The following is a 24,167-nucleotide window of genomic DNA, read 5'->3' on the forward strand; positions in this document are numbered from 1 at the left end:
AACAGGCTATGGCGACCCTCGCTCATGCGCTGTGGTCGGTCCCTTCCCCCGTGGCCGATACCTTACTCCTGTCCCCATTCGACAACAAGGAACACCGCAGCCAGCGAAAAGCAAAAGCCGGGCACAAGGCCCGGCTCTCGGATGTTTCTTATCGAAGGTGGAAGCTTAGCTGTCCAGGAAGCTGCGGAGCTTTCTGGAGCGGCTCGGATGCTTCAGCTTGCGCAGCGCCTTCGCCTCGATCTGACGGATGCGTTCGCGGGTCACCGAGAACTGCTGGCCGACTTCCTCAAGCGTATGGTCGGTATTCATGCCGATGCCGAAGCGCATGCGCAGGACGCGTTCTTCGCGCGGCGTCAGCGATGCCAGAACTCGGGTGGTCGTCTCGCGCAGGTTCGCCTGGATGGCGGCGTCGATCGGCAGCAGCGCGTTCTTGTCCTCGATGAAATCGCCGAGGTGCGAATCTTCTTCGTCACCGACAGGCGTTTCGAGCGAGATCGGCTCCTTGGCGATCTTCAGGACCTTGCGGACCTTTTCGAGCGGCATGGCAAGCTTTTCAGCCAGCTCTTCCGGGGTCGGCTCGCGACCGATCTCGTGCAGCATCTGGCGCGATGTACGGACGATCTTGTTGATCGTTTCGATCATGTGCACCGGAATACGGATAGTGCGGGCCTGGTCGGCGATCGAGCGGGTAATCGCCTGACGAATCCACCACGTCGCGTAGGTCGAGAACTTGTAGCCGCGACGGTATTCGAACTTGTCGACCGCCTTCATCAGGCCGATGTTGCCTTCCTGAATGAGGTCGAGGAACTGCAGACCGCGGTTCGTGTACTTCTTGGCAATGGAGATAACGAGACGAAGGTTCGCCTCGACCATTTCCTTCTTGGCGATGCGCGCCTCGCGCTCGCCCTTCTGCACCATGTGCACGATGCGGCGGAATTCCGAAATCGAGATACCGGTTTCCGTTGCGAGGTTCTGGATCTCCTGGCGGATGTCGCGGATCGTGGTGTTTTCGCCCTTGGCGAATTCCTTCCAGCCGCGCGCCGCCAGATTGCCGATCGACTTCATCCAGTTCGGATCGAGCTCGGCGCCCTGGTACTGTTCGAGGAACGAGTCGCGCTTGACGCCGTAGGATTCAGCCAGACGCAGCAGGCGACCTTCGTTCTGAACGAGGCGCTTGTTGATGTCGTAGAGCTGCTCGACGAGCGCGTCGATGCGGTTCTGGTTCAGCGACAGAGACTTGACGGCCTTGATGAGCTCATCCTTGAGCTCCTTGTAGCGACGCTCCTGGGCGGAAGACAGCGTGCCGGTGGCGGCAAGCCGCTGCTCGACCTGCTGGTCCTGAAGCTTGCGCAGCTTCTTGTAAGTCTCGGCGATGATGTCGAGCGTTTCCATGACCTGCGGGCGCAGTTCCGCTTCCATGGCGGCCAGCGACAGGTTGGACTCGTCTTCGTCTTCTTCTTCCTCTTCCGGAGGCAGGCCCTCGCCGCCGACATTGGTGATGTCGTCGTCGCCGGAACGGACGCGGCGCGTCTTTTCCTTCTCTTCGGCCGCCTTGCGGTCGGCCTCAATCTTCTCGGGGCTCTGGAACTGCGGTGCAGCCTTCGCTTCCGGACCGGAATAGGTCGTTTCGAGGTCGATGATCTCGCGAAGCAGCGTCGTGCCTTCGTTGAGTTCGTCGCGCCAGATGATCAGCGCCTGGAATGTTAGCGGGCTCTCACAGAGACCACCGATCATCGTTTCGCGGCCGGCCTCGATACGCTTGGCGATCGCAATTTCGCCTTCACGCGACAGAAGCTCCACCGAGCCCATTTCGCGCAGATACATACGAACCGGATCGTCGGTGCGATCGGTCGGTTCCTTCTTCTTGGCGGTAGCAAGGGCGGTGCCGCCGGAAGGCGCGAGTTCGCCGCCTTCGCTCTCATCGTCGGAGCCGGAATCATCGTCGTCGCTGCTGGCAGTGGCTTCCTCGGCTTCTTCGTCCTCAATGACGTTGATGCCCATATCCGACAGCATCGACATCGTGTCTTCGATCTGCTCGGAGGTTACCTCTTCGGACGGCAGGACGGCGTTAAGCTCGTCCATCGTCACATAGCCGCGCTTCTTCGCGGCCTTGATCATCTTCTTGACCGCGTCATCGGAAAGATCAAGAAGAGGGCCGTCGGTGCCGCCGTCGCGTTCGACTTCCGCTTCTTCGTTCTCTTTGACCTTGGTTGCCATTTATGTCGTCGCCTTCCTGACGCTATTCAAACTCGCCGCAGTGAACGGCCGCACGCAGCCGATACGCCGCAAACGACCGTCTCGAATCACCAACTCTCACCTAACGGGATGAGATTTAATGCCTGATTAACCACGATTGCCGGCGCCGGACGACAGAGCTTAAAAGTCATCGAATGTCCGGCCATGGTTGTGCGATCCGCCCTTGACCCAGTTCACCGCTTTCCAAGTCGAACGGTGATTCCCATATTTTTTGTTCTCGTCAAGCTTTTCCAGAAAAAAAGCCTCAGAAAACCCGGAAAAAGCCTTATCCACAGGCCCGGAACCGCTCAAGCGATTGCCAAGCATAGATAGGATGTCACCGCAAGAAGACAAGAGCAGCCAACATTCTTCTTGAACGGCAAAGTTGCCCCAAGATTCGTCATGCCCGCCGCTAGTTGTTTGCGCCACGCCAAAGCTTAGTGAGACTGCCCATCCCAATGTTGAATCTCAAGACTTGCCAGATCGACCACGGGAATGCAGCGGACGTTGATGCAGGCCATCTCGGCGCCATTCGGCATTTGCGCTTCCGCGAAGGGAGCGATGCCGCACGTGCCGCAGAAGCGGTGTTGGATCGTATGCGTGTTGAACGTATAGGTCGACAGGTCCTCGCGCGGCGTTTTCAGCGTGAACTTGTCGCGCGGCACGAAGGCCAACAGTCCCCCACGCCGTCGGCAAAGCGAACAATTGCAGTCGAGGGCGGAGGTCAACTCCCCCTCCACTTCAAATTCGATCTTACCGCAATGGCAGCTTCCTTCGTAGAGCATCGAACCTCCTCAATTCCAATCCATAACCACCTTGCCGGAGTTGCCGGAGCGCATCGCCTCGAACCCCTCCCGGAAGTCATCAATTCCGATCCGGTGCGTGATGACGGGCGACAAATCCAGCCCGCCCTGCACGAAAGCGATCATCTTGTACCAGGTCTCGAACATCTCGCGGCCGTAGATGCCCTTCAGGTTAAGCATCTTGAAGATGACTTTGTTCCAGTCGATCTCGAAGCCGGCGGGCGCAATGCCGAGGATGGCGATCTTGCCACCATTGTTCATCTTGTCGATCATGTCGCGGAAGGCCGGTGCGGCTCCCGACATCTCCAAGCCGACATCGAAGCCCTCGGTCATTCCGATCGACTTCATCACGTCGGTGAGGTTCTCCTTTGATGCGTCGACGACATAGTCGATGCCGAGCTTGCGGGCGAGATCCAGCCGATGCGGATTGATGTCTGTAATGACCACCTTGCGGGCGCCCGAACGCTTGGCGACCAGCGCGCCCATGATGCCGATCGGCCCCGCCCCGGTAACCAGGACATCCTCACCGACGAGGTCGAAGGAAAGGGCCGTGTGGACGGCATTCCCGAACGGATCGAAGATCGCGGCGATCTCATCCGGAATGTCGTCCGGGATCGGCACGACGTTCGCTTCCGGAATACAGACGAACTCTCCGAAGGAACCGGGACGGTTGACGCCGACTCCGAGGGTGTTGCGGCAGAGATGTCCCCTGCCTGCGCGGCAGTTGCGGCACTTGCCGCAGACGATATGTCCCTCGCCGGAGACGCGCTCGCCCACACGATATTTCGTTACCGCAGAGCCGATCTGAGCGATCTCGCCGCAGAATTCGTGGCCGACGACCATCGGCACCGGAATGGTCTTCTGCGCCCACTGATCCCAGTTCCAGATATGGACATCCGTGCCGCAGATCGCTGACTTTTTCACCTTGATCAGCACGTCGTTCGGCCCGACTTCGGGAACCGGGACATGCTCCATCCAAAGCCCGACCTCCGGCTTCGCCTTCACCAGCGCCTTCATCATATTCGACATGATCTTACTCTCCGAAACCCTTCAAATGACTCCAAGTTCACGACCGGCCTCGGCAAATGCCGCGATCGTCCGCTCGACATCCGCGCGTGAATGTGCGGCCGACATCTGCGTGCGGATGCGCGCCTGTCCCTTCGGCACGACAGGGAAGGAGAAGCCGATCACATAGACGCCCTTCTTCAACATCAGTGCCGCCATATCCTGAGCCAGCTTGGCGTCGCCAAGCATGACAGGAATGATCGGATGCCCCTCACCAGCCAGCGTAAAGCCAAGCTTCGTCATTTCGGAGCGGAACAGTGCCGCATTGGCCGCCAACCTTTCGCGCAGCGCATCGCCGTTCTCGATGAGATCGAAGACCTTCAGTGACGCAGCAGCAATGACCGGCGCCAGCGTGTTCGAGAACAGATAGGGTCGCGACCGCTGCCTCAACCAGTCGATGGTTTCGGCCTTTGCCGAGGTATAGCCGCCGGAAGCCCCCCCAAGCGCCTTCCCGAGCGTGCCGGTGATGATGTCGATCCGCCCCTCGACACCGCAATGCTCTGGAGAGCCACGTCCATGCTTGCCGACGAAGCCAACGGCGTGGCTATCATCGACCATGACCATCGCGCCATACTTCTCGGCGAGGTCGCAGACGCCCTGCAGGTTGGCGATGATGCCGTCCATCGAGAAGACGCCATCGGTGGCAATCAGCTTGAAGCGACTGCCCTCGGCCTTCTTCAGCTCTTCTTCCAACGCCTTCATGTCATTGTTGGCATAACGGAAGCGCTTGGCTTTGGAGAGTCGCACGCCATCGATGATCGAGGCGTGGTTCAACGCGTCGGAGATGATCGCATCCTCCTCGCCGAGCAGTGTCTCGAAGAGACCGCCATTGGCGTCGAAACAGGAGGAATAGAGGATCGTGTCCTCCATGCCGAGGAAGGAGGAAATACGCGCCTCGAGCTGCTTGTGCTCCTCCTGCGTACCGCAGATGAAGCGTACCGAGGCCATGCCATAGCCATAGCGGTCGAGCGCCTTCTTCCCGGCGTCGGCAAGTTCCTCGTTGTCGGCGAGCCCGAGATAGTTGTTGGCGCAGAAGTTCAGCACCCGCTCGCCGGACGCAACGGCGATCTCGCCCGCCTGCTTTGACGTGATGACACGCTCGGACTTGTAAAGCCCGGCATCCTTCAGTGCGGCGAGTTCGGTGCGGAGGTGGGAGAGGAATTGCGAGGTCATTGAATGCCCTTCTTGTGATGTTTCCCGATGCCCTGCACTAGCACATAGCCAAGCGCCTGTCTTGCCGTCCTCAACGTTGCACAGCGATCAGCAGGAACATCGGCCTATCCATCTCTTCAGCCCACTCGGGATGATCGCGAAGCTGCTCGTCGCCCGGCCGCCATTCCTCGACGTGGCGGATCGAAAAGCCATTTGCGATCAGGGTGTTGAGGGTGGTTCCAAGCGTACGGTGATACTTCACGACGCCCTTTGCGAGCCAGTCCGTTGTGCGCTTGCCTTCGCGTGAATAGCCATCAAGCGGCCAGATCCGCCGCCCCTCGCGATCCGCCGTCCAGCCGGGATTGGCCGGCGCCATATAGATCGGATGCTCGATCGTGAAGACGAAATCGCCACCCGACACAAGCGCGCTGTGGATGGTGGCGGCCAAGCGGCTGAAATCCTCGATGTAGTGAAATGCCAAGGAACTGTAAGCGAGATCGAATGATGCCGGTGGCAATTCGAGCGTTTCGAGGTCGGCGATCTCGTAACGAACGGTGGAGTCGACGGTCTCCCGTTTGGCCCGATCGATCATTCGCTCCGAGATGTCAAAGCCGAGGACGCTTCTTGCACCCTGCCCCGCAGCGTAGCGGGCAAACCAGCCGAAGCCGCAACCGAGATCGACGACGCGCTTGCCTGACAAAGCCGGCAGCACCGTCTGGATGGACTCCCACTCCGCCGCGCCATCGAGCCCGTGGAGCGAGCGCGAAAGCTGGCTGTATCCTTCAAAGAATTCAGGCTTGTCGTACATATTTTGGGCCATGGCCGTATCCTTTCAGCCCGCCCATATAGACACACCTCGCCCGATCTCAATGTTTCATTGATAGCCTCACATCGCGGCGACTCCTGGCGCACGCCGCCGTTATTTGCCCGGCAGCATCGTCTGAAGGACGCCATCGCGACGCACGAGCCCGTGAAAGAGCGCCGCCGCAAGGTGCATCAAGACGAGAGCGAAGAAGGCAAAGGCCAGATAGAAATGCGCGCCCCAAAGAAGCGCATGAAGGCTGTCGCTCTGCGGCACGATCGCCGGAAGCCGCAACCCGCCGTACAGCACGATGGGGTAGCCGGCCGCCGACATCATGGCCCAGCCGATCAAAGGCATACCGATCATCAGCGCATACAACGCGACATGAGATAGATACGCCGCAAGCTTCATCGGCTCCGGTAGATCGGCAGGCAAAGCCGGAGCCCCCGATATGAAGCGAACCACAAGGCGAACCAACGCAAGAACGAGAATGGCAATGCCCAGCGTCTTGTGTGTCACCAGCAACGGCACGTATTGCCGCCCGATGGTGGACACCATCCCGACACCGATGAAGAGCATTGTCAGGATGCCGATCGCCATCACCCAATGCAACAGACGCTGGAGGGTGCTGAAGTGCGTGTTCGTGCCCGTCATGGCTTTACGCTCGCTGCTGTTCGGGGATAATGGCTTGCTTCCGAGGTGCGCAGATCGAAGGATTTGGCATAGGCAGCGGAGCGGGCTGCCGGGAACGGATCGTCGGAAACCTTGATGCCATCAGGCAGAATGGTCGGATCGAAATTGATGTCTCGACATGGGCCGTCGGCCTCCGGCTCGATTTTCTGCACGACCAGCGTACCGGGTTCAACGGTCCGTCGCTCCGGCGGCCAGGCCTTTGTCGGATCGGACGTCGGATCGGATGGCTCGGCGACCGTCAGCACGAGCGTCCAGCGTTGCGGCGACGTCGCGACGCGTTCGGCAATCTCGTCCTCCAAGTGATTGGGACCGAGCTTGGCAAAATCCTCGCTCGTGATCGGCATCGCTTGCGCGTCTGCCCGCAATGACCAGCGAACGGCGTGCTCATTGCCCGCGCCATCCGTGAAAATGAATGCATTGAGGCCGTTGAAGGTTACTTCCGCGTAGCTGGCAGTCCAGGGAGCCTTCGTTGCCCATTCGCCGAACGCGGCGAACTCCGGATGAGCCCCCACGAACGTTTTCATTGCCGCGGGATCCTTGCTCCCGGCCGCCTGCAGCAGCTCATAGAATCCCTGCGGCGTGGACACGGCAAAGACCGGCGGATCGATCATCGCCATCCGCCAGACCTCCCCGTCTGGTGTCGAAATCTGCACGCCGAGCCCGCGCACCCTAACGGTGGGATCGGCCGCGTTCGGGTCGGGTGTCGCCAGGTTGAAGCGCCCCACGACCGGATATTGTCCCGCCGCGAATACGGTCGCCCGCGACAGCGCGACACCATTGCCGTTCGCTTCGAATACGCCAGTGAAGCAGACACCCTTCGCGTGATTTCGCCGATGGCCAAGAGCGGGTCCGCCGGGAGGCGCCAAGGCACTGACAAGCTTTGTGGAGGTAAGGCGACCCGGGGAAAGCCACCCGGCTGTGTACGCAAAAGCGCCGGCGCCAAAGGCGACCACGGCAGCAATTAACACCAAAGATCCTAGCGCTGAACGCTGCTGCGATGGCGACGGGCCTGGCATCCAACACTCTCCGTTTTGTCAGTCGGGGTACTGTGGGCTGTTCTCTGCAATGCTGGGAGGTCAGTTCACGTAAGCCGAACAGCCGCACCGAGCACACTAACTGGGCGGCTATCCCATTATTTCCGTTGCGAAAGATGGCACCGTTGCGCCACGAGGTCAAATGCCTAGCTGTCGTGGCTGAGGATCACGTCCAGAAACGCGTCTCCGTAGCGCTCAAGCTTCGACTGGCCGACGCCGGAAACACTGAGCATTTCCTTATGCGTGCGCGGTCGCTCCGTCGCGAAGGCGATCAGCGTCGTATCCGGGAAGACGACATAAGGCGGAACGCCGAGCGAACGGGCAATGGCTGTCCGCTCGGCACGCAGCGCTTCGAAAAGCACGTTGTCGTCACCGGCCAGCACCGACCGACGCTCGGCCTGCGCCACGCGCTTCGAGCGGCGTTCGGCAACCGGGCGATCCTTGCGGAAAAAGACCACCCGTTCATGCTTGAACACGGCGCGGGCCTCCGGCTCCAGCTTCAAGGCCCCGAAGGCCTGCTGATCGACCCTGACCAACCCCATGGCGAGCAATTGCCGGAAGACCGATTGCCAGGTGCGCGCCGGCAGATCGTTGCCCGCGCCGAAGACCGGCATCGTCGTGTGGCCGAAGCGCTCCGTCTTCTCGTTGACGTTGCCGAGCAGGACATCGACCACATGCCCGGTGCCGAAGCGCTCGCCTGTGCGATAGATCGCCGCGAGCGCCTTGATCGCGGCCTCGGTACCGTCCCAGGTTTCAACCGGCTTCAGGCAGGTATCGCAGCCGCTGCACTTGCCGGCATACGCCTCGCCGAAATGCGCGAGGATCGCCTGACGCCGACACGAAGCAGTCTCGCAAATTGCCAGCAGCGCATTGAGCTTGGAACGCTCTACACGTTTGATATCGTCGGCCGCTCCACCCTCGTCGATCATCCGCCGCCGCTGGATGACATCGGCCATGCCGTACGCCATCCAGACCTCGGACGGCAGACCGTCACGCCCGGCGCGACCGGTCTCCTGATAATAGGCCTCGACCGAGCCCGGCAGGTCGAGATGCGCGACGTAGCGAACGTTCGGCTTATCGATCCCCATGCCGAAGGCGACAGTTGCAACGAGACAAAGCTCTTCCTCTTTCAGAAAGGCGTCCTGGTTGGCGTCCCGAAGTGCCCGGTCCATGCCGGCGTGGTAGGGCAGCGCTCGGATGCCGTGGCCGTTCAACCACTCGGCCGTATCCTCGACCTTGGCGCGCGACAGGCAATAGACGATGCCGCTGTTGCCCTTGTGGCCGGCGAGAAACCGCAGCAACTGCTGGCGCGGCTGGTCCCGCTCGACGATCTCATAGGAAATGTTCGGCCGGTCAAAGCTGGTCGTGAAGACCTTGGCATTGTTCAGCGCCAGGCGCTCGATGATATCCTCGCGGGTATGCGGGTCTGCCGTGGCCGTCAACGCGATGCGCGGCACACCCGGGAACTGTTCCGCAAGCTTGCCGAGCTCGCGATATTCGGGGCGGAAATCATGTCCCCATTGGGAAACACAGTGCGCCTCGTCGATAGCGAAAAGCGAAATTCTCGCATTACCAATCGTATCGCGAAATCCATCCAGAAGAATGCGCTCGGGTGTGACGTAGAGGAGATCGAGCTTGCCCGTGGAAATCGCGCGGCGAACGTCGATGAACTCCTCGCGCGACAGCGTGGAATTCAGCGCCGCCGCCCTGATGCCGATCTGCTTCATCGCTTCCACTTGATCGCGCATCAGCGCAATTAGCGGCGAAACGACAATGCCGAGACCCTCGCGGCAGAGCGCCGGAATCTGGAAGCAGAGCGACTTGCCCGCCCCGGTCGGGAAAAGAACGACGGCATCTCCCCCCGAGACGACATGATCGACCACTTGCTGCTGCTTGCCACGAAAGGCGGGATAGCCGTAGACGCGGTTGAGAATCGCAAGTGGCGACCGCTCGGCGCCGAACAACGCATCGCCAGCGGAAAATTCTCGGTCCTTCGGATCCCTCAATGGCTCGCCGCTCCCTTGACGCGACCGGAGAGCACGCCGAAGCCGTCAATGATTGCTTCCTGATTCTCGAGGCGAAGCCCTTCGAAATGGACCTCCTGGAGCGCGCGCATCAGCTGGTCGATCACGTCCCCGTTGCCGGCCTCGGTCGCTGCGGCGATCTCACGCTCAAGTTCGATCTTCTGGAAGCGCAAAGCCTTGGCGCGTTTGTGGAAGGCGAGCGCCTGCCGGTAGCCTTCGCGTGCATCCTCCATCGCCGCCTCTGACGTGGCGATCCAAAGCCGGGCGTTGCGGATTTGCTGCTCAAGACCCTGCAGCAGCGCGCCAAACCCCTGCTCCTCCATACGCTCCAGCAGGTATTCGCGCGTCAGGTGCGGCCCGGCGACGGCAGCGGCAGCGCCGAGCATCACCGACCAAAGCCGCTGCAGTTCGCGGTTGTCGTAATCGATGGAAGCGATCTCATCATATTCGTCCTGCATCAAGGCAGGATGATTGATGACGGTCAGAGCCAACACGCTCTCGCGCAACGCCGGTGTTTCCTGATGGCCCTTCACCAGTCCCGAGCGCGCCAGCCGATCTGAAATGCCGCCTCCGGAAAGCCGCGGACCACGTGGGCCTTCGTTGCCTCGGCCACGCGATTGGCCGGAGCCGCGATCAAAGCTTCGCCGCTCATTGCCGCGATTCTGGAATTGCGGCTGAAAGAAGCTGTTCAGGCGGTCGCGCATATCCTGTTGGTAGTGCCGGCGCACATTTTCATCGGCAATGACGGCAACCAGCTGCTTCAACCGCGCTTCGAGCTCCGCTTTCCCTTCGGGCGTCTCGAACTGCCCGGTATTGATCTCACGGCTCCAGATCATTTCTGCCAGAGGCTTCGCTTGGCTCATGACCTTATCGAAAGGTGCGCGGCCCTCGTCGCGGACGAGATCGTCCGGATCCTTGCCGTCGGGGAGGAGAGCAAAGCGCACGGTACGCCCCGGCTTGATGTGCGGGAGCGCAAGATCGGCGGCACGATTGGCGGCGCGAATGCCGGCGCCGTCTCCGTCGAAGCAAAGTACCGGCTGTGGCGTCATCTTCCAGAGGAGTTCGAGCTGGTTCTCGGTCAGAGCCGTGCCGAGCGGCGCCACGGCATTCTCCACACCGGCCTGATGCAGCGCGATCACGTCCATATAGCCTTCGACGGCGATGATCGTGCCCTCACCGCTTGCACCCTGCGTCGCACGGCGGGCGCGCGCGAAATTGTAAAGCACATTGCCCTTGTGGAAGAGCTCAGTCTCATTGGAATTGAGGTACTTCGCGGGAGCATCCGGTGACATCGCACGTCCGCCGAAGGCGATGACCTTCTCGCGGGATGACAGGATCGGAAACATGATGCGGTCGCGGAAGCGATCATAGGAAACCGGAATATCGGGACCATGGACAACCAGACCGCACGCCTCGATCTGCTCCTTGCCAACACCCTTTCCTGCCAGAAACTCCTTCAGGGCATTGCGGCTATCAGGCGCGAAGCCAAGCCGGAAGGTCTCGATCGTCCGTCCCGTCAGCCCGCGATCACGGAGGTAGGCGCGCGCCCGCGCGCCATTCGCCGTCTGCAACTGATCCTGGAAGAACGTGGTCGCTAGTTCCATCACGTCGAGAAGCGAGGTACGCTCCTTCTCGCGCTTCTCCATGACCGGATCGGCAATCGGCATGGCAACGCCCGCCATGTCAGCGATCTGCTGCACGGCTTCCGGAAAACTCAATCCCTCAAGGTCGGTCAGGAAGCGGAAGTGGTCGCCGGTGACGCCACAGCCGAAGCAGTGGTAGCGTCCCTTGCGGTCCTCGCAGTGAAAGCTCGGTGACTTCTCCCCGTGAAACGGGCAGCAGGCCCAATAGTCCCCGCGAGAGACATTGGTCTTGCGTTTGTCCCAGCTCACGCGACGACCGATCACGTCCGAAATCGGCACGCGATCGCGTATCTCGTCGAGAAAGGAGTTGGAAAAGCGCATTGGAACCTCTTGATTGGGGTCCATATAAGCAGGTTCGTCAGCACATGCCACGGCATTTGCCCAAACGACGCGCTATTCACAGGATCGTCGCGCCATCGGAAATTGTCCCATCAGCGCGTTCAAAAATGCGTTACCACCCCTGCGACATGGGGTGCGACACTGACAGGCCGAGCCCGCCTTTTACGTGTATGCAACGTCAGCATCGGGAGCGACGAATTTCTTGCCGATCGTCAAAAATCGATGGCAGAACAACGGCTTCTGGACCGCTGTGAACGGTGTTTTCCTGCACCGAAGTCACAATCCTTAGCGCAAATGCCACACCTGAGGCAGGCTCCGGCGCCAATCATTATTTTTTTGTAATTTGAATCACTTGCCGCGCCGCAATAACCTCAGGGTCAACAAAGCGATCCCCAAGCGAGGCACCATCCCTACCCCCGGCGCCGCCTCGCGAGGGTGCCTTTGCGAGTACCCGCTGGCTTGGATCTCGGTCCTGCGTCGCCACCGGAAGCAAAGAGCAAGAAGGCAGGAGCACCCCCAGCTCCTGCCTTCTTTAATTTCGCCCCTAGGTTTCATTTTTTGATATTTTCGTCGCCACCAGCGGCCGCAGAAGGCATTGACAGTTATCGCACGATGCCCAATGAAGCGAGATAGCGGGATGGTCGAATGCCACATAGAGTTGAAGATTTTTTAGAAAGCGATGCCTTCTTTGTGGCCGTATTGCATTGCGCCCGCGAAATGCTGGCGATCTATCGCGAAAGCCCGCGTATCGCTTCGATCTTCGCCGCTCAACAGCGCTGGCTGATGGCCCATGCCGGTTTCGCCCTTCATTTCGGCTATCCCGGCGAACCGAAGCTAGGCCTCTATTCGGGCCGTTTCATCGCCTTCGTTGTGGCGAACAGGATTGCAAGCCGCAATACCGCCGCTGCTTTCATCCAGGAAATGCTCGCCTACCGGTTTCTTCGCCCTGTCGAGAGCGCAAGCGACAAGCGCACGCGCCTGTTGGAGCCGACCGAGACCGCCCACGAACACTTCTTCCGATGGCTCGCCACCCACCTTTTCATTCTTGATAGTCTGGACGGCGGCAATCGGCTGGACCGGATCAACGCCGATCCGTCTGCCTTCGCCAAGATGCAGCCGCTGATTTCCAAGGCGATCATCGATAGCGACGCCGTGCGCGATCCCGGCGCAACATACAATTTGTTCAACTGGGCCAATTCCGGTGGCCTGATCATGGACTACCTCATGAGCCGCATCGACACCTTCGATCGCAGGTCGGATCGGGTCGACATCGGGCGATTGTCGCTAAAGGACATCCGTGACCAGTTCATGATCTCCAACACGCATCTGAAGCGCCTGCTGACGCAGGCCTCGGAAATGGGAAGCGTCGGCTGGACTCAGCCGCCCTACAAAGGCGATACCTGGCTCTCGCAGGGTTTTGTCATGGAATATTGGAGCTACCAAGCAGCCAAGTTCGCCGTTGTCGACGCTGCCGCGGAGGCGGTGCTTGGGCCCGCCGCCGGGAAGACGGCGAGCCTGCGCTGATCAGTTCAGCTGCTCCTTGACCGCGCCGGAGGCCTTGGAGAAATCCATCTGGCCGGCATAGCGCTCCTTGAGCACCGCCATCACCTTGCCCATGTCCTTCGGCCCGGCAGCACCGGTCTCGGCGATGATCGCCGCAATATTGCTGCGGACTTCCGCGTCGGAGAGCTGTTTCGGCAGGAAGTCCTGCAGCACGGTGATCTCGGCGCGCTCCTTGGCAGCCAGCTCCGGCCGGGCGTTCTCTTCGTAGATCTTCGCCGATTCGTCGCGCTGCTTCACCATCTTGGCAAGGATCTGCAGAATCTCGTCGTCGCTGGCCTCTTCCTTGCCTGCGCCGCGATTGGCGATGTCACGGTCCTTGATCCCGGCCTGAATCAGGCGAACCGTCGAGAGACGCTCGGCGTTCTTGGACTTCATGGCATCCTTGAGGGCGGCGGCGAGTTGATCGCGCAACATCATAATCACTCCTGTTTGGTTGCCGCTTCATAAACCACGCGAATGCATGGGATCAAATAAATTGCGGAAAACGACGGCAGAAAGCGCGAGAAAACCGGCAGAATGTGCGGTACAAAGATTGACCTCGCGCAATAGCGTGGCTATTTACCGCCACCTGCACCAAAATTCGTGATCAGGCCTGAGAGCGCGCGCCTTGCCGCGTGCGTATGCTTGCGAACCAAATGGCCGGCCAACGTTGCCCAAGGACGTGTGGCCGCCGGAAACGGGATGAAGATGACCGCGACAGCACCCTGGACAACCGAAAAGCCGACCGCCCTGCTCGTTCTCGCAGACGGAACCGTCATTGAAGGCAAGGGCATCGGCGCGACCGGCAAGGTCCAGGCCGAGGTGGTCTTCAACACGGCGCTGACCGGCTACGAGGAGATCCTGACCGACCCTTCCTATCTCGGCCAGATTGTCACCTTCACCTTCCCGCACATCGGCAACATCGGCACCAACGACGAAGACATCGAAGACCTGACGCCGGCGGCACGCCACGGCGCGGTCGGCGTCATCTTCAAGGCCGACATCACCGATCCGTCCAACTACCGCGCCGTCAAGCACCTCGACGCCTGGTTGAAGGCTCGCGGCATCATCGGCCTCTGCGGCATCGACACGCGTGCGCTGACCGCCTGGATCCGTGAAAATGGTTCCCCGAACGCGGTCATCGCCCATGATCCGAACGGCGTCTTCGACGTCGAGACGCTGAAGGCGGAAGCCAAGGCCTGGAGCGGCCTCGAAGGCCTCGACCTCGCCAAGATCGCTTCGTCGGGCCAGTCGTCGCAGTGGGCGCAGACCCCGTGGATCTGGAACGAAGGCTACGGAGAGCTGAGGGCCGAAGACGCCAAGTACCACGTCGTCTGCCTCGACTACGGCGTAAAGCGCAACATCCTGCGCCTCTTTGCCGGCCTTGACTGCAAGGTCACCGTCATGCCGGCGACTACGAGCGCCGAGGAAGTTCTCGCCATGCAGCCCGACGGCATCTTCCTGTCGAACGGCCCGGGCGACCCGGCCGCAACGGGCGAATACGCCGTTCCCGTCATCCAGAAACTGATCAAGACCGACATTCCGGTTTTCGGCATCTGCCTCGGCCATCAGATGCTGGGACTCGCGCTCGGCGCCAAGACCGAAAAGATGCACCAGGGCCACCACGGCGCCAACCATCCGGTCAAGGACCACACCACGGGCAAGGTCGAGATCGTCTCGATGAACCACGGCTTCGCGGTCGACACGAAGTCTCTGCCCGATGGCGTTGAAGAGACTCACGTTTCCCTCTTCGACGGCACCAACTGCGGCCTGCGCGTCGCCGGCAAGGCGATCTTCTCGGTTCAGCACCACCCGGAGGCTTCCCCCGGCCCGCAGGACAGCCACTACCTCTTCCGTCGCTTTATCAATCTGGTGCGCGCGAAGAAGGGCGAGGAAGCCCTCGCAGAGCGCTGAGACGCATTCCTGCAATTCTAAAGCCCGCTCCGGCGGGCTTTTTTATTTTTTGCAGCTATTACGCGCAGCTGCGACCGCAGCCACGCGATATCCGTTTGAAAGGTGCCGCAACTGCTGATTTACTGCATTTCAGTGAGGGAGGCAGCCATGAGGTGCTTGATACTAGCAGTTGCGTGCTTGCTCCCGACGGTATCTCTTGCCGCCGGGCCTGTGAAGGTCGATGCAAAAGATTACAGCTGCGCGCAGCTCGCGCAGATCATACGCCAGTCCAAAAAGGTCTATGTCCGTCTCGGCTTCGGCGGCCGCAACTTTCGCTATCCGCCGGCGCAGTGTGGGCCTGGCGACAAGCTGAGTACGGCAAGTTTGCGTGACGGCAGCGGGAAACAGTGTCTGCTGGACTACGCCTGCGTCAATGATCCGATGTCGATGTATAACTACTAGGCTGTAGGCCACTGGGGGCTCGAGGCGAGCAGGCCGTCGGGTTGGTGGCGCGCCTATGCTGGAACATATGTCAACCTGATCACGTCTGCGCCGATTCGATCGCTCGCGACCAGGCGCAGCGGCGGCCGCGGGCCTGCAAAAAGCGGTTTGCCGCGACCAAGCACGACGGGATGGAGGTACAGCCGATACTCATCGACCAGACCGAGATCGGTCAGACTTCGCGCCAACTCAGGCCCGGAAACTTCAATGTCCCCATCCAGTCGCGTTTTCAGCCCGCGTATCGTCGTCTCGACGTTATCCACGACAACGGTGGCGTTCGGCCCTACTGATTGCAACGAGCGCGACACGACCCATTTCGGTTGGCGCCGCCATGCCGCTGCATAGTCGCGCTTCGCGTCGTCCCACTCGGAACGGTCGTCGTCCCAGTACCGCATCACCTCATACATGCGACGACCGTACACACTGCCGGCAAGGCCGCGAACGTCATCAATGAAATGACGAAAGAGCGCGGGATCAGGCGAAAATTCCGTATGGTCGACGTAACCATCAAGGGACTGGTTCAAAGCAAATACGAGCTTCGCCATGCTGCAGCTCTCCCCCAAGTTGCTGAAATACGGCTTGGCCGATGCTACGCAGAAATGAGGTTGGCTACAATCCGATGCCGCTTCGTTGACCAGATCACTCCGAAGGCACCGCTCTCCGGCCTGCACGCACAAGCGGATCGGGTCCTCACGACCGCCCATGATCATTTCGGGCTTACGGGTTCACCGCCTAACCGCAGCGTCAGCCCCGATGTCGTCCATTCGCCCATGCTCGCCAGTGGACATTGTTGTTTCGGCCTATTGACCTCAACTTAACTTGAGGAATTACACCCGCGTTGGTGACATCCAAAGCAAAGGAGATGAGGATGAATGGAGAGTTTTACCGGATCGACAAGTTTGCGGTTCCGGAGGCTGCGCGCGAGGAGTTTCTGATGAACGTGCTGAAGACGCACGAGGTTTTGCGGGCGCAGGACGGTTTTATCAGCCATCAGGTGCTGGAACAGGTTTCCGGCCCGGGCGAATTCAATTTCGTGACGATTGCCCAATGGGAAAGCGCCGAGGTGATCGAACGGGTGAAGGCTGCGGTGCAAGCCGCCCATCGCGCCCGAAACTTCGATCCGCAGGCGCTGTTTCAGCGGCTCGGCATTCGCGCCGACATTGCCAACTACAAGCCGGTGGCGGCTTGATTCCGAATTGGCCGGCTAGACGCCGGCCATATCCTTCTCGCGACGGAGAAGCAGGTAGAAGCGTCCGCAAAGCATCACGGCTGCCGCCGCAAGCCCGACCAGGAAGCCGAACCAGATGCCGATACCACCAAAGCCAAGCGGGAACGCAAAGGCCCAGGCGAGGAAGAACCCGATCGGCCAATAGGCAATCAGCGCCAGAATCATCGGCACGCGCGCATCCTTCAGACCACGCAACAATCCATTGGCGATTGCCTGCAGGCCATCGACCAACTGAAACAGACCCGCCACGACGATCAGCGGCCCGGCATAGGCAAGCACCTGCGGCGCCTCCGGTAATTTGGTATCGAGGAACCAGCTTCCCAGGAATTCAGGAACGGCAGCAAACACAATGCTACCGGCGACAGCAATCACACAGGCGATGACGACGACAGCGATCGAGGCCCGCACGACTGCAGTGTAATCACCCTGCCCATGCGCTACACCAACCCGAACGGTTGCCGCCTGCGACAAGCCGAGCGGGATCATGAAGGCGATCGAGGCCCATTGCAGCGCGATGCCGTGAGCGGCAAGCTCGATCGTTCCGATATGCCCCATCAGCAGCGACGCCACGGTAAAGAGGCTCACCTCGGCCAGGATCGTCACGCTGATCGGCAGACCGAGACGGACAACCTCCCAGAATGCCTTCCAGTCCGGACGCCAGAAGCGCACGAAAATTTCGTAGCGTCGCGTCTCCGCCCTGCTCTGGACATAGCCAACGATGAACAGGAAGCCGGCAATCTGCACGACCACTGACACGATCGCCGCGCCCTCCAGGCCCATCGCCGGAAAGCCGAAATGGCCGAGCACCAGCGCATAGGCAAAGAAGGCGTTCAGCACGAGCATTGCGATCGTCACGTTCAGAATGACGGCCGCACGCCCGATCGCGCTCACCAGCGCCCGCATGACGTTATAGAGCAGGCCAGGCAGCACGCCGAACTGGCCGATCAGGATGTAGCCATGCGCCAGTGCCGCCACGTCCGGCTTCTGCCCGGCGGCGAGCAATATCCGCTCAGAGTTGAAGAATGCCGGCAGCATGATCACCCAATAGGCCAGCACGACCCATAGACCCATGCGCAGCGAGCGGCGCACGCTGACGACGTCGCCCTTGCCGTAGGCTTGTGCGACCATCGGTATGACAGCAATGGCAAAGCCCGACCCAAAGACGAGGATCGTGAAAAGGAACTGTGCCGACAATACCATCGCAGCCAGATTCTCCGCACCGAGACGGCCGACGATCATCACATCGGTCGTGTTGATGCCAAGCTGGGCAAGCTGCGCGCCGATCAGCGGGATGCCGAGCGCCAGCGTCGCGCGGAAATGCGCAGCCCAATGGTTATCGGTTTTCGGCGCAAGCTTGCGCGCGTCGATCGGCGTGTCCATGACACTGTTCCTGTGATTGAATTGGTGATGGCCGCAACTTGCGGCAAAGTAATCAACAGGGCTTAGTTCAAAGCCCGGCAAAGAACTACGCAAAACTGTGCAAATGATGAAAAATTCATCATCGCATCACGAATTCTGATGGCTCACTCCGCTGGCTGTTCCACGACCTCGGCGGCTTTGATCGTGCGCACCCTCGCTAGAAACACGAGGGCTGCAATCAGGATGATGACGGCCGCGAGCAGATATGGAGCTCCGGCGAAGCGCACCGGGGCCTCTGGCCGCGTGAAGTAGCCGAACAGCTGGGTAAAGATCAGTGGCCCGACAATTGTCGTGATGCTGCTGAGGCTGGTCAGCGCCCCCTGCAACTCTCCCTGAGCCGACGGCGGCACCTTGGCTGCAGCAATACTTCTGAGCGGCGGATCGGCGACGTTCTCCATCACGGTCAGCACGATAACAGTATAGACCATCCAGCCCTCCCACGCGAAGGCGTAGCCGGTCAGGCCGACAACGGAAAAGGATAAGCCAAGCACAGCCGTCTTCCACTCGCCAAGTACCGGCACAATCCTCGGCAAAATGACAGCCATGACGAAGGCCGCACCGATCCCATAGATGCCGAGTGATAGGCCGATCTGCCCCTCGCTCCAACCGTAGCGATAGGTCGATACGAAGGACCAGACGGCCGGATAGACGGCATGCGCCAGCCAGAAGAGGAACATGACGGCACAGATCGGGCCGATGCCCGGATAGCTCCGCATCTGCTTCAGCGTGCCGAGTGGATTGGCGCGTTTCCATTCGAAGGCCCGACGGTGCCTAGCGTCCAAGGTCTCGGGCAACAGGAAGTAGGCCGCAACGAAATTTGCGAATGAGAGCGCCGCGGCTCCGAGGAACGGCACCCGGGGTCCGAATTCGCCGAGGACGCCGCCAATGACCGGTCCGATCGTGAAACCGACGCCGAAGGCAATACCGATCAGCCCGAAATTCTTGGCGCGATTTTCATCGTTGCTGATATCGGCAATGTAGGCGGAACAGGTCGCAAAACTGCCGCCGCTAAGGCCGGCCAGCGCCCGGCCCACGAACAGCATCCAGAAGCTGGTTGCCACCGCACAGATGAAATTGTCGATAGCAAAAGTCAGCACCGACAGCAGCAGGATCGGACGTCGCCCGAAACGATCGCTGAGATTGCCGAGAAATGGCGCAAACAGGAATTGCATGCCCGCATAAACGACGAGCAGCCACCCGCCGTCGAGGGCTGCGTCGCTTACCGAGCCACCCGTCAATTGCTCCAAATACGCCGGCAGTACCGGCATGATGATCGCGATCCCGATCACGTCGAGAAACAGGATCATGAAGACGAGGAAGAGGCCACGACGAACGAATTTCGGATCGAGCATCAGAGATCTCTACAGTAGGTTGTTTTCTGGAAAGACGAACTCGTCGCCGATCATGTTACATAGCTCACGCATATTAGCGAAACAATCCGTGAACATTTCAAATCTTTTGATAGGCGCACGACTTCTGTTGATGGAGAAGCGGAACAAAGGCAGATTCTAGCCGCCTTTGACCCGTTCGCCTTTGACGAAGTCGACAAAAGCGCGAAGCGAGGGTGGCAAATGCTTACGACCGGCATAGTAGAGAAATGGCCCGGAAAATTCACTCACCCATTCTTCGAGAACAGGCACGAGCGCACCCGTTTCGACGGCCGGGGAGACGACCTCCTCGAATGTGCGTATGATCCCAAGCCCCGCAACGGCGGCAGAAACTTCCATATCGATTGCATTGGCGACAATCGGCCCCTTCGGCGTAATCATCAAGGTTTCTTCGCCGCGCTCGAACTCCCATGGCAAAGCGGTTCCGCTGAGGAAGCGGTGCCGGACGCAATCGTGCTCAAGCAGATCGCGCGGGTGCTTGGGTACACCACGCCGCGCCAGATAATCCGGCGCGGCGGCCGTGACATATCTCTGCCTGCGCGGCCCAATTGGCACAGCAATCATGTCCCGCTCGAGACGCTCGTCATAGCGAATGCCGGCGTCATAGCCGGCGGCAAGCACATCGACGAAAGAGTCTTCGCCGACGATCTCAAGCGAGATCTGCGGATAACGCCTCAAAAAGCGATTGGCGAGATCGGGCAGAAACAGCCGTACGGCGATCATCGGCACGTTGAGCCGCAACGTCCCGCTCGGGTTGTCGCGAAATGTGTCGAGCTGCTGGAGTGCCTGGGAAACTTCCCCTAGAGCGGGTGCAAGCCGCTCGAGCAACCGTTCTCCCGCCTCCGTCGGTGTGACACTGCGCGTCGTTCGATTGAGCAGGCGAACGCCGACGCGCTCCTCGAGGCGGCGCAGCGAGTCGCTGAGCGACGAAGCCGAAACGCCACGCTTGCGCGCCGCCGCGCGAAAGCTGCGCTCCCTTGCAATGGCTGTGAAGGCATCCACATCATTGAGGGGAAGGTCTTCCATCGTGCATTTTCCCGTACAGCCCGTTCACATTTGCATGGATTATCGCACGAAGGCCGGCGCGCTAAAACTCGTCCGAACATCAACACATGCATGGAGACAGAAATGGAGATGCATCGATTGGGAAAAACCGGTCCCATGGTGTCGGCGATCGGACTCGGCTGCATGGGCATGTCCGGCATGTACGGGCCATCCGACCGCAGCGAAAGCATCGCAACGATCCACGCGGCTCTCGACGTCGGCATCAATCTGCTTGATACCGGCGATTTCTATGGCATGGGCCATAACGAAATGTTGATAGGCGAAGCGCTGAACGACCGTAAGCGGGATGAGGTCGTCATCAGCGTCAAATTCGGAGCGCTACGCGATCCGGTCGGCAACTGGAGCGGTTACGACTCCCGCCCGGCGGCGATCAAGAACTTCCTTGCCTATACGCTGAAACGCCTCGGCGTCGACTACATCGATGTTTACCGCCCTGCGCGCCTGGATCCCAATGTTCCGATCGAGGAGACGGTCGGCACGATCGGCGACATGATCAAGGCTGGTTATATAAGGCATGTCGGCCTGTCCGAAGTCGGCGCGGACAGCATTCGCCGGGCGGCGAGCACCCATTCGATCTGCGACCTGCAGATCGAGTATTCGTTGATCTCACGCGGCATAGAGGACCAAATACTGCCGACCTGCCGCGAACTCGGCATTGCCATCCTACGGCGTTCTCTCACGCGGCCTGATCAGCGGCCATTGGCAGAAGGGACAGGGAAGCGGCACCGGCGATTTCCGCGGCATGAGCCCGCGCTTCCAGGACGGCAATATCGATCAGAACCTCGCGCTCGTGGAGGAGTTGCGCAAGATCGCGCAGGCGAAGCAGGTATCGGTGGCGCAGATCGCCATCGCCTGGGTGTCCGCTCAAGGGCAGGACATCGTGGCTCTGATAGGTGCACGGCGACGCGACCGGCTGACGGAGGCACTCGGCTCACGCGCTGTGCAATTGTCCGCAGAAGACATGGCTACCATCGAACGAGCCGTCCCCAAGGATGCTGCAGCCGGCGCCCGCTATCCCGAAGCCCAACTCAAGCACATGGACAGTGAAAAGTGATCTGGTCCAGCCTCGCCCCGCGGGAGAGGCTGCCGAACCTCATACGGGCCCTGAGAACGTATCGCAGGCGGACAACTGCCCACTGTCGAAGCCGCGTTTGAACCACCGCGCCCGCTGCTCGGACGTGCCGTGGTTGAAACTCTCCGGCACCACGTAGCCCTGGCTGCGCTTCTGCAGCGTGTCGTCGCCGATCTTCTGCGCGGCGTTCAACGCCTCCTCGAGGTCGCCGGCTTCGAGGATACCCTTCTGCTCGGTGAACTTGCCCCATATGCCAGCGAAGCAATCTGCCTGCAGCTCTACACGGACCGACAACTTGTTCGCTTCCGTCTCGCTCATCCGCTGGCGTGCCTCATTGAACTTAGGCAGGATGCCGAGCAGATTCTGAACATGATGGCCGACCTCGTGGGCAACCACGTAGGCCTCTGCAAAATCGCCGGAGGCGCCGAATTGGCGGCTCAGTTGGTTGAAGAAGGCAGTGTCGAGATAGACCTTGTGATCGCTCGGGCAATAGAACGGCCCGGTCGCTGCCGAGGCAAAACCGCACGCTGACTGCGTCTGCCCGGAAAAGAGGACGAGCCGAGGCTCCTCGTACTGACGGCCCTGAGACTGGAAGATCCCGTTCCAAGTGTCCTCGGTCTCGGCAAGGACGGTGCGAACGAAGGCGGTCATTTCATCGTTGGCGGGCGTCTGACCGCCGGACTCGCTCTGCTCATAGCCTGGGCCGCCCGTCGTCGTGCCGCCGTCCATGATCTGTAGCAGGTCGATACCCATGGCCTTCAGGACAAGATAGATGACGACCAGGAATATGATGGTGCCGATGCTCAAGCCGCCGCCGCGCCGGCCCATGCCGCCGCCCGACGGAAAACTGAAGCCCCCTCCTCTGCCCAATCCGCCCATGGAAGGATCGCCACGGCGATCTTCGATATTGTCGGACTGGCGCCGGCCTTTCCATTCCATAATGGTTCTCCCGGACTAAACCTTCGGTCGTTATCTATATATCTCGGCGATCAGGAAATTCCAGCTATCTCGGGGCGGCAGCCTTGCCGAAAACGGCAGGTCAATCGTTTGCTAGATTTTGTGTCTGCGCGTAGTCAGGCGATTGCGACCGCTGCCTCAGGGGCGTCCGCGACTGGTCCGCGGTCGCGTTCCAACATCCGTTTAAGCGCAAAGTGGCTGGTGCCCACGACGAGTAGTGACGCATAGCCATCCACCGCGTAGTGCCAGCCCAGATAGACGGAGCTGGCCATGACGAACGCGGTGTAACAGAAGGCGATGATACCCAGACGGCGCGAAATCTCCGCCGCGAAAAATGCATTCAGCGCAACCAATCCCACGTGCACGCTGGGAAACGCTGAGATGCCGGAGCCGAGCCCCGGTGTATGGTGCGTATGAAGAGACCAAAGGTAGCTTTGAACCATGCTGGTGGTCGTGGGGCCGTCAGGCGATGCCAGGAAGCTCAATAGTTCCGCAAAGCGCTGGGTGTCGCCGGTCACTGCCCCGTAGAACACTGGCCCGGCGGACATGAAAAGACCCGCGAGAATGTTTCCGCAGACCACCCAGACCAGCATGAACATGCCAATATAGCGGACGCGTACCGGAGCCGCTCGCGGCGAGGTTGCTACGTAGAACAGCGTTCCGAAGCAAACCGCGAACCACAATACGCTGTAATTCCAATCCACGAGTTTGACGATCGCATCGTGCCCGGCAATCGACAGTAGGATCTTCCAGGGGTCTGGGCCAAAGGATAGCAGTGCATCCGTCTTTGCAAGCCATTGGTCGTAGAGAAAGCCGCCTCGAATAACCGGCAACAAATTCTTGATTGTTGTGAACGTGCCCTGAAAGACCATCAGCGCCATCAGCAACGCCATGCCTGAAAGAAGATGAGCTAACCGATGGGGTGAGAACACTCTTCGTGTCGCCAGCGATCTTTTCGCCCCAAAGCGAAGCAAGATCCGTGCGTAGTCAAAAATGCCGGCTATGAGCGGCATTAAAAACAGAAACAGGTAGGTCCATTGGTCGAAATACAGCCCGAAGGACATCATCTCGACGTGACCGTAAGCGACCAGCAACAGGACACCAAGTACGAAGTAGAACAGAACCACCAGATAGAGCCAACCGTCCGCCATTAGTCGGTGGCGGACATGCGGCAGCAACTCGAAGGTCCAAGCTCTCAGATTTGCAAGTGCTTTGTCACGATCAGCCATTGTGATTCTGGATGCCCGCAAGCAAACCGCCTTTTGGTCTGCAATGCCAAATAGAAAGCACACTAAGTATTAATTTTCACGAA

The 24,167-nt window shown here is 60.1% G+C and carries 21 protein-coding genes and 1 pseudogene; 5 read left to right on the forward strand and 17 right to left on the reverse strand.

The window, feature by feature from the left end; translation table 11 throughout:
* Positions 1-165: 165 nt before the first annotated feature.
* The 10 genes from rpoD to dnaG all read right to left on the reverse strand — a co-directional run bounded on the left by rpoD (position 166) and on the right by dnaG (position 11,772).
* On the reverse strand, positions 166-2,217 hold the full coding sequence (rpoD, locus tag FHT97_RS07700; protein WP_016554629.1) for an RNA polymerase sigma factor RpoD: 2,052 nt from the start codon (positions 2,215-2,217) through the stop codon (positions 166-168).
* 159 nt (positions 2,218-2,376) lie between these two features.
* The gene (locus FHT97_RS07705) at positions 2,377-2,694 is read right to left on the reverse strand and encodes a hypothetical protein (RefSeq protein ID WP_183861086.1); all 318 of its coding nucleotides are present in this window, start codon (positions 2,692-2,694) and stop codon (positions 2,377-2,379) included.
* Positions 2,673-3,020, reverse strand: a complete 348-nt coding sequence (locus tag FHT97_RS07710; RefSeq protein ID WP_183861088.1) for a GFA family protein — start codon at positions 3,018-3,020, stop codon at positions 2,673-2,675. Before FHT97_RS07710 ends, FHT97_RS07705 begins: the two co-directional genes overlap by 22 nt.
* Before the next feature lie 9 nt (positions 3,021-3,029).
* Positions 3,030-4,067, reverse strand: coding sequence for an L-threonine 3-dehydrogenase (gene tdh / locus FHT97_RS07715; protein ID WP_019279927.1), 1,038 nt, complete (start codon positions 4,065-4,067; stop codon positions 3,030-3,032).
* A 21-nt stretch (positions 4,068-4,088) separates the two neighbouring features.
* On the reverse strand, positions 4,089-5,276 hold the full coding sequence (locus FHT97_RS07720; protein WP_183754385.1) for a glycine C-acetyltransferase: 1,188 nt from the start codon (positions 5,274-5,276) through the stop codon (positions 4,089-4,091).
* Positions 5,277-5,346: 70 nt separating this feature from the next.
* Entirely contained in the window at positions 5,347-6,075 is a 729-nt protein-coding gene (locus FHT97_RS07725) for a class I SAM-dependent methyltransferase (RefSeq protein WP_183861090.1), read from the reverse strand.
* 99 nt (positions 6,076-6,174) lie between these two features.
* A complete protein-coding gene (locus FHT97_RS07730; RefSeq protein WP_183861092.1) occupies positions 6,175-6,711 on the reverse strand; it encodes a cytochrome b in 537 nt (178 codons plus the stop codon).
* Positions 6,708-7,766, reverse strand: a complete 1,059-nt coding sequence (locus tag FHT97_RS07735; RefSeq protein ID WP_183861094.1) for a catalase family peroxidase — start codon at positions 7,764-7,766, stop codon at positions 6,708-6,710. Before FHT97_RS07735 ends, FHT97_RS07730 begins: the two co-directional genes overlap by 4 nt.
* A gap of 164 nt (positions 7,767-7,930) precedes the next feature.
* Positions 7,931-9,790 carry a DNA helicase RecQ gene (gene recQ, locus FHT97_RS07740; protein WP_183861097.1) on the reverse strand — a complete coding sequence of 620 codons (1,860 nt, stop codon included), beginning with the start codon at positions 9,788-9,790 and terminating at the stop codon, positions 7,931-7,933.
* Complete coding sequence (dnaG, locus tag FHT97_RS07745) at positions 9,787-11,772, reverse strand: DNA primase (protein ID WP_183861099.1); 1,986 nt, start codon at positions 11,770-11,772, stop codon at positions 9,787-9,789. Before dnaG ends, recQ begins: the two co-directional genes overlap by 4 nt.
* A gap of 663 nt (positions 11,773-12,435) precedes the next feature.
* Between dnaG and FHT97_RS07750 the strand changes: the two genes are divergently transcribed.
* Positions 12,436-13,314: a hypothetical protein gene (locus FHT97_RS07750; RefSeq protein WP_183861101.1), complete on the forward strand. Its 879-nt coding sequence runs from the start codon at positions 12,436-12,438 to the stop codon at positions 13,312-13,314.
* Here the strand turns inward: FHT97_RS07750 and FHT97_RS07755 are convergent, their stop codons facing one another.
* On the reverse strand, positions 13,315-13,767 hold the full coding sequence (locus FHT97_RS07755) for a GatB/YqeY domain-containing protein (protein WP_183754780.1): 453 nt from the start codon (positions 13,765-13,767) through the stop codon (positions 13,315-13,317). It lies immediately after the preceding gene.
* A gap of 273 nt (positions 13,768-14,040) precedes the next feature.
* On the opposite strand from FHT97_RS07755, the gene carA reads away from it, so the two are divergent.
* Both carA and FHT97_RS07765 read left to right on the forward strand, forming a co-directional pair.
* Positions 14,041-15,246: a glutamine-hydrolyzing carbamoyl-phosphate synthase small subunit gene (gene carA / locus FHT97_RS07760; RefSeq protein WP_183754298.1), complete on the forward strand. Its 1,206-nt coding sequence runs from the start codon at positions 14,041-14,043 to the stop codon at positions 15,244-15,246.
* Between the two features lie 147 nt (positions 15,247-15,393).
* Positions 15,394-15,687, forward strand: a complete 294-nt coding sequence (locus FHT97_RS07765) for a hypothetical protein (protein ID WP_183861103.1) — start codon at positions 15,394-15,396, stop codon at positions 15,685-15,687.
* Between the two features lie 53 nt (positions 15,688-15,740).
* On the opposite strand, the gene FHT97_RS07770 is transcribed toward FHT97_RS07765, so the two are convergent.
* Complete coding sequence (locus FHT97_RS07770) at positions 15,741-16,271, reverse strand: dihydrofolate reductase family protein (RefSeq protein ID WP_183861105.1); 531 nt, start codon at positions 16,269-16,271, stop codon at positions 15,741-15,743.
* 323 nt (positions 16,272-16,594) lie between these two features.
* Between FHT97_RS07770 and FHT97_RS07775 the strand changes: the two genes are divergently transcribed.
* Entirely contained in the window at positions 16,595-16,915 is a 321-nt protein-coding gene (locus FHT97_RS07775) for an antibiotic biosynthesis monooxygenase family protein (RefSeq protein WP_183861107.1), read from the forward strand.
* 15 nt (positions 16,916-16,930) lie between these two features.
* Here FHT97_RS07775 and FHT97_RS07780 read toward each other — a convergent pair whose 3' ends face one another.
* The 3 genes from FHT97_RS07780 to FHT97_RS07790 form a co-directional block, all read right to left on the reverse strand.
* Positions 16,931-18,334, reverse strand: coding sequence for an MATE family efflux transporter (locus FHT97_RS07780; RefSeq protein WP_183861109.1), 1,404 nt, complete (start codon positions 18,332-18,334; stop codon positions 16,931-16,933).
* 143 nt (positions 18,335-18,477) lie between these two features.
* The gene (locus FHT97_RS07785) at positions 18,478-19,725 is read right to left on the reverse strand and encodes a TCR/Tet family MFS transporter (RefSeq protein ID WP_183861111.1); all 1,248 of its coding nucleotides are present in this window, start codon (positions 19,723-19,725) and stop codon (positions 18,478-18,480) included.
* 156 nt (positions 19,726-19,881) lie between these two features.
* The gene (locus tag FHT97_RS07790) at positions 19,882-20,787 is read right to left on the reverse strand and encodes a LysR family transcriptional regulator (protein WP_183861113.1); all 906 of its coding nucleotides are present in this window, start codon (positions 20,785-20,787) and stop codon (positions 19,882-19,884) included.
* A gap of 177 nt (positions 20,788-20,964) precedes the next feature.
* Between FHT97_RS07790 and FHT97_RS07795 the strand changes: the two are divergent.
* Positions 20,965-21,880 (forward strand): annotated as a pseudogene (locus tag FHT97_RS07795) (aldo/keto reductase).
* A gap of 39 nt (positions 21,881-21,919) precedes the next feature.
* Here FHT97_RS07795 and FHT97_RS07800 read toward each other — a convergent pair.
* Positions 21,920-22,837 carry a neutral zinc metallopeptidase gene (locus FHT97_RS07800; RefSeq protein WP_183754280.1) on the reverse strand — a complete coding sequence of 306 codons (918 nt, stop codon included), beginning with the start codon at positions 22,835-22,837 and terminating at the stop codon, positions 21,920-21,922.
* Between the two features lie 134 nt (positions 22,838-22,971).
* On the reverse strand, positions 22,972-24,084 hold the full coding sequence (locus FHT97_RS07805) for a phosphatase PAP2 family protein (RefSeq protein WP_183861115.1): 1,113 nt from the start codon (positions 24,082-24,084) through the stop codon (positions 22,972-22,974).
* Between the last annotated feature and the right edge of the window lie 83 nt (positions 24,085-24,167).

Origin of the sequence: Rhizobium sp. BK399, from assembly GCF_014194695.1 — a bacterium.
In the GTDB taxonomy this organism is placed as follows: Bacteria; Pseudomonadota; Alphaproteobacteria; order Rhizobiales; family Rhizobiaceae; genus Rhizobium.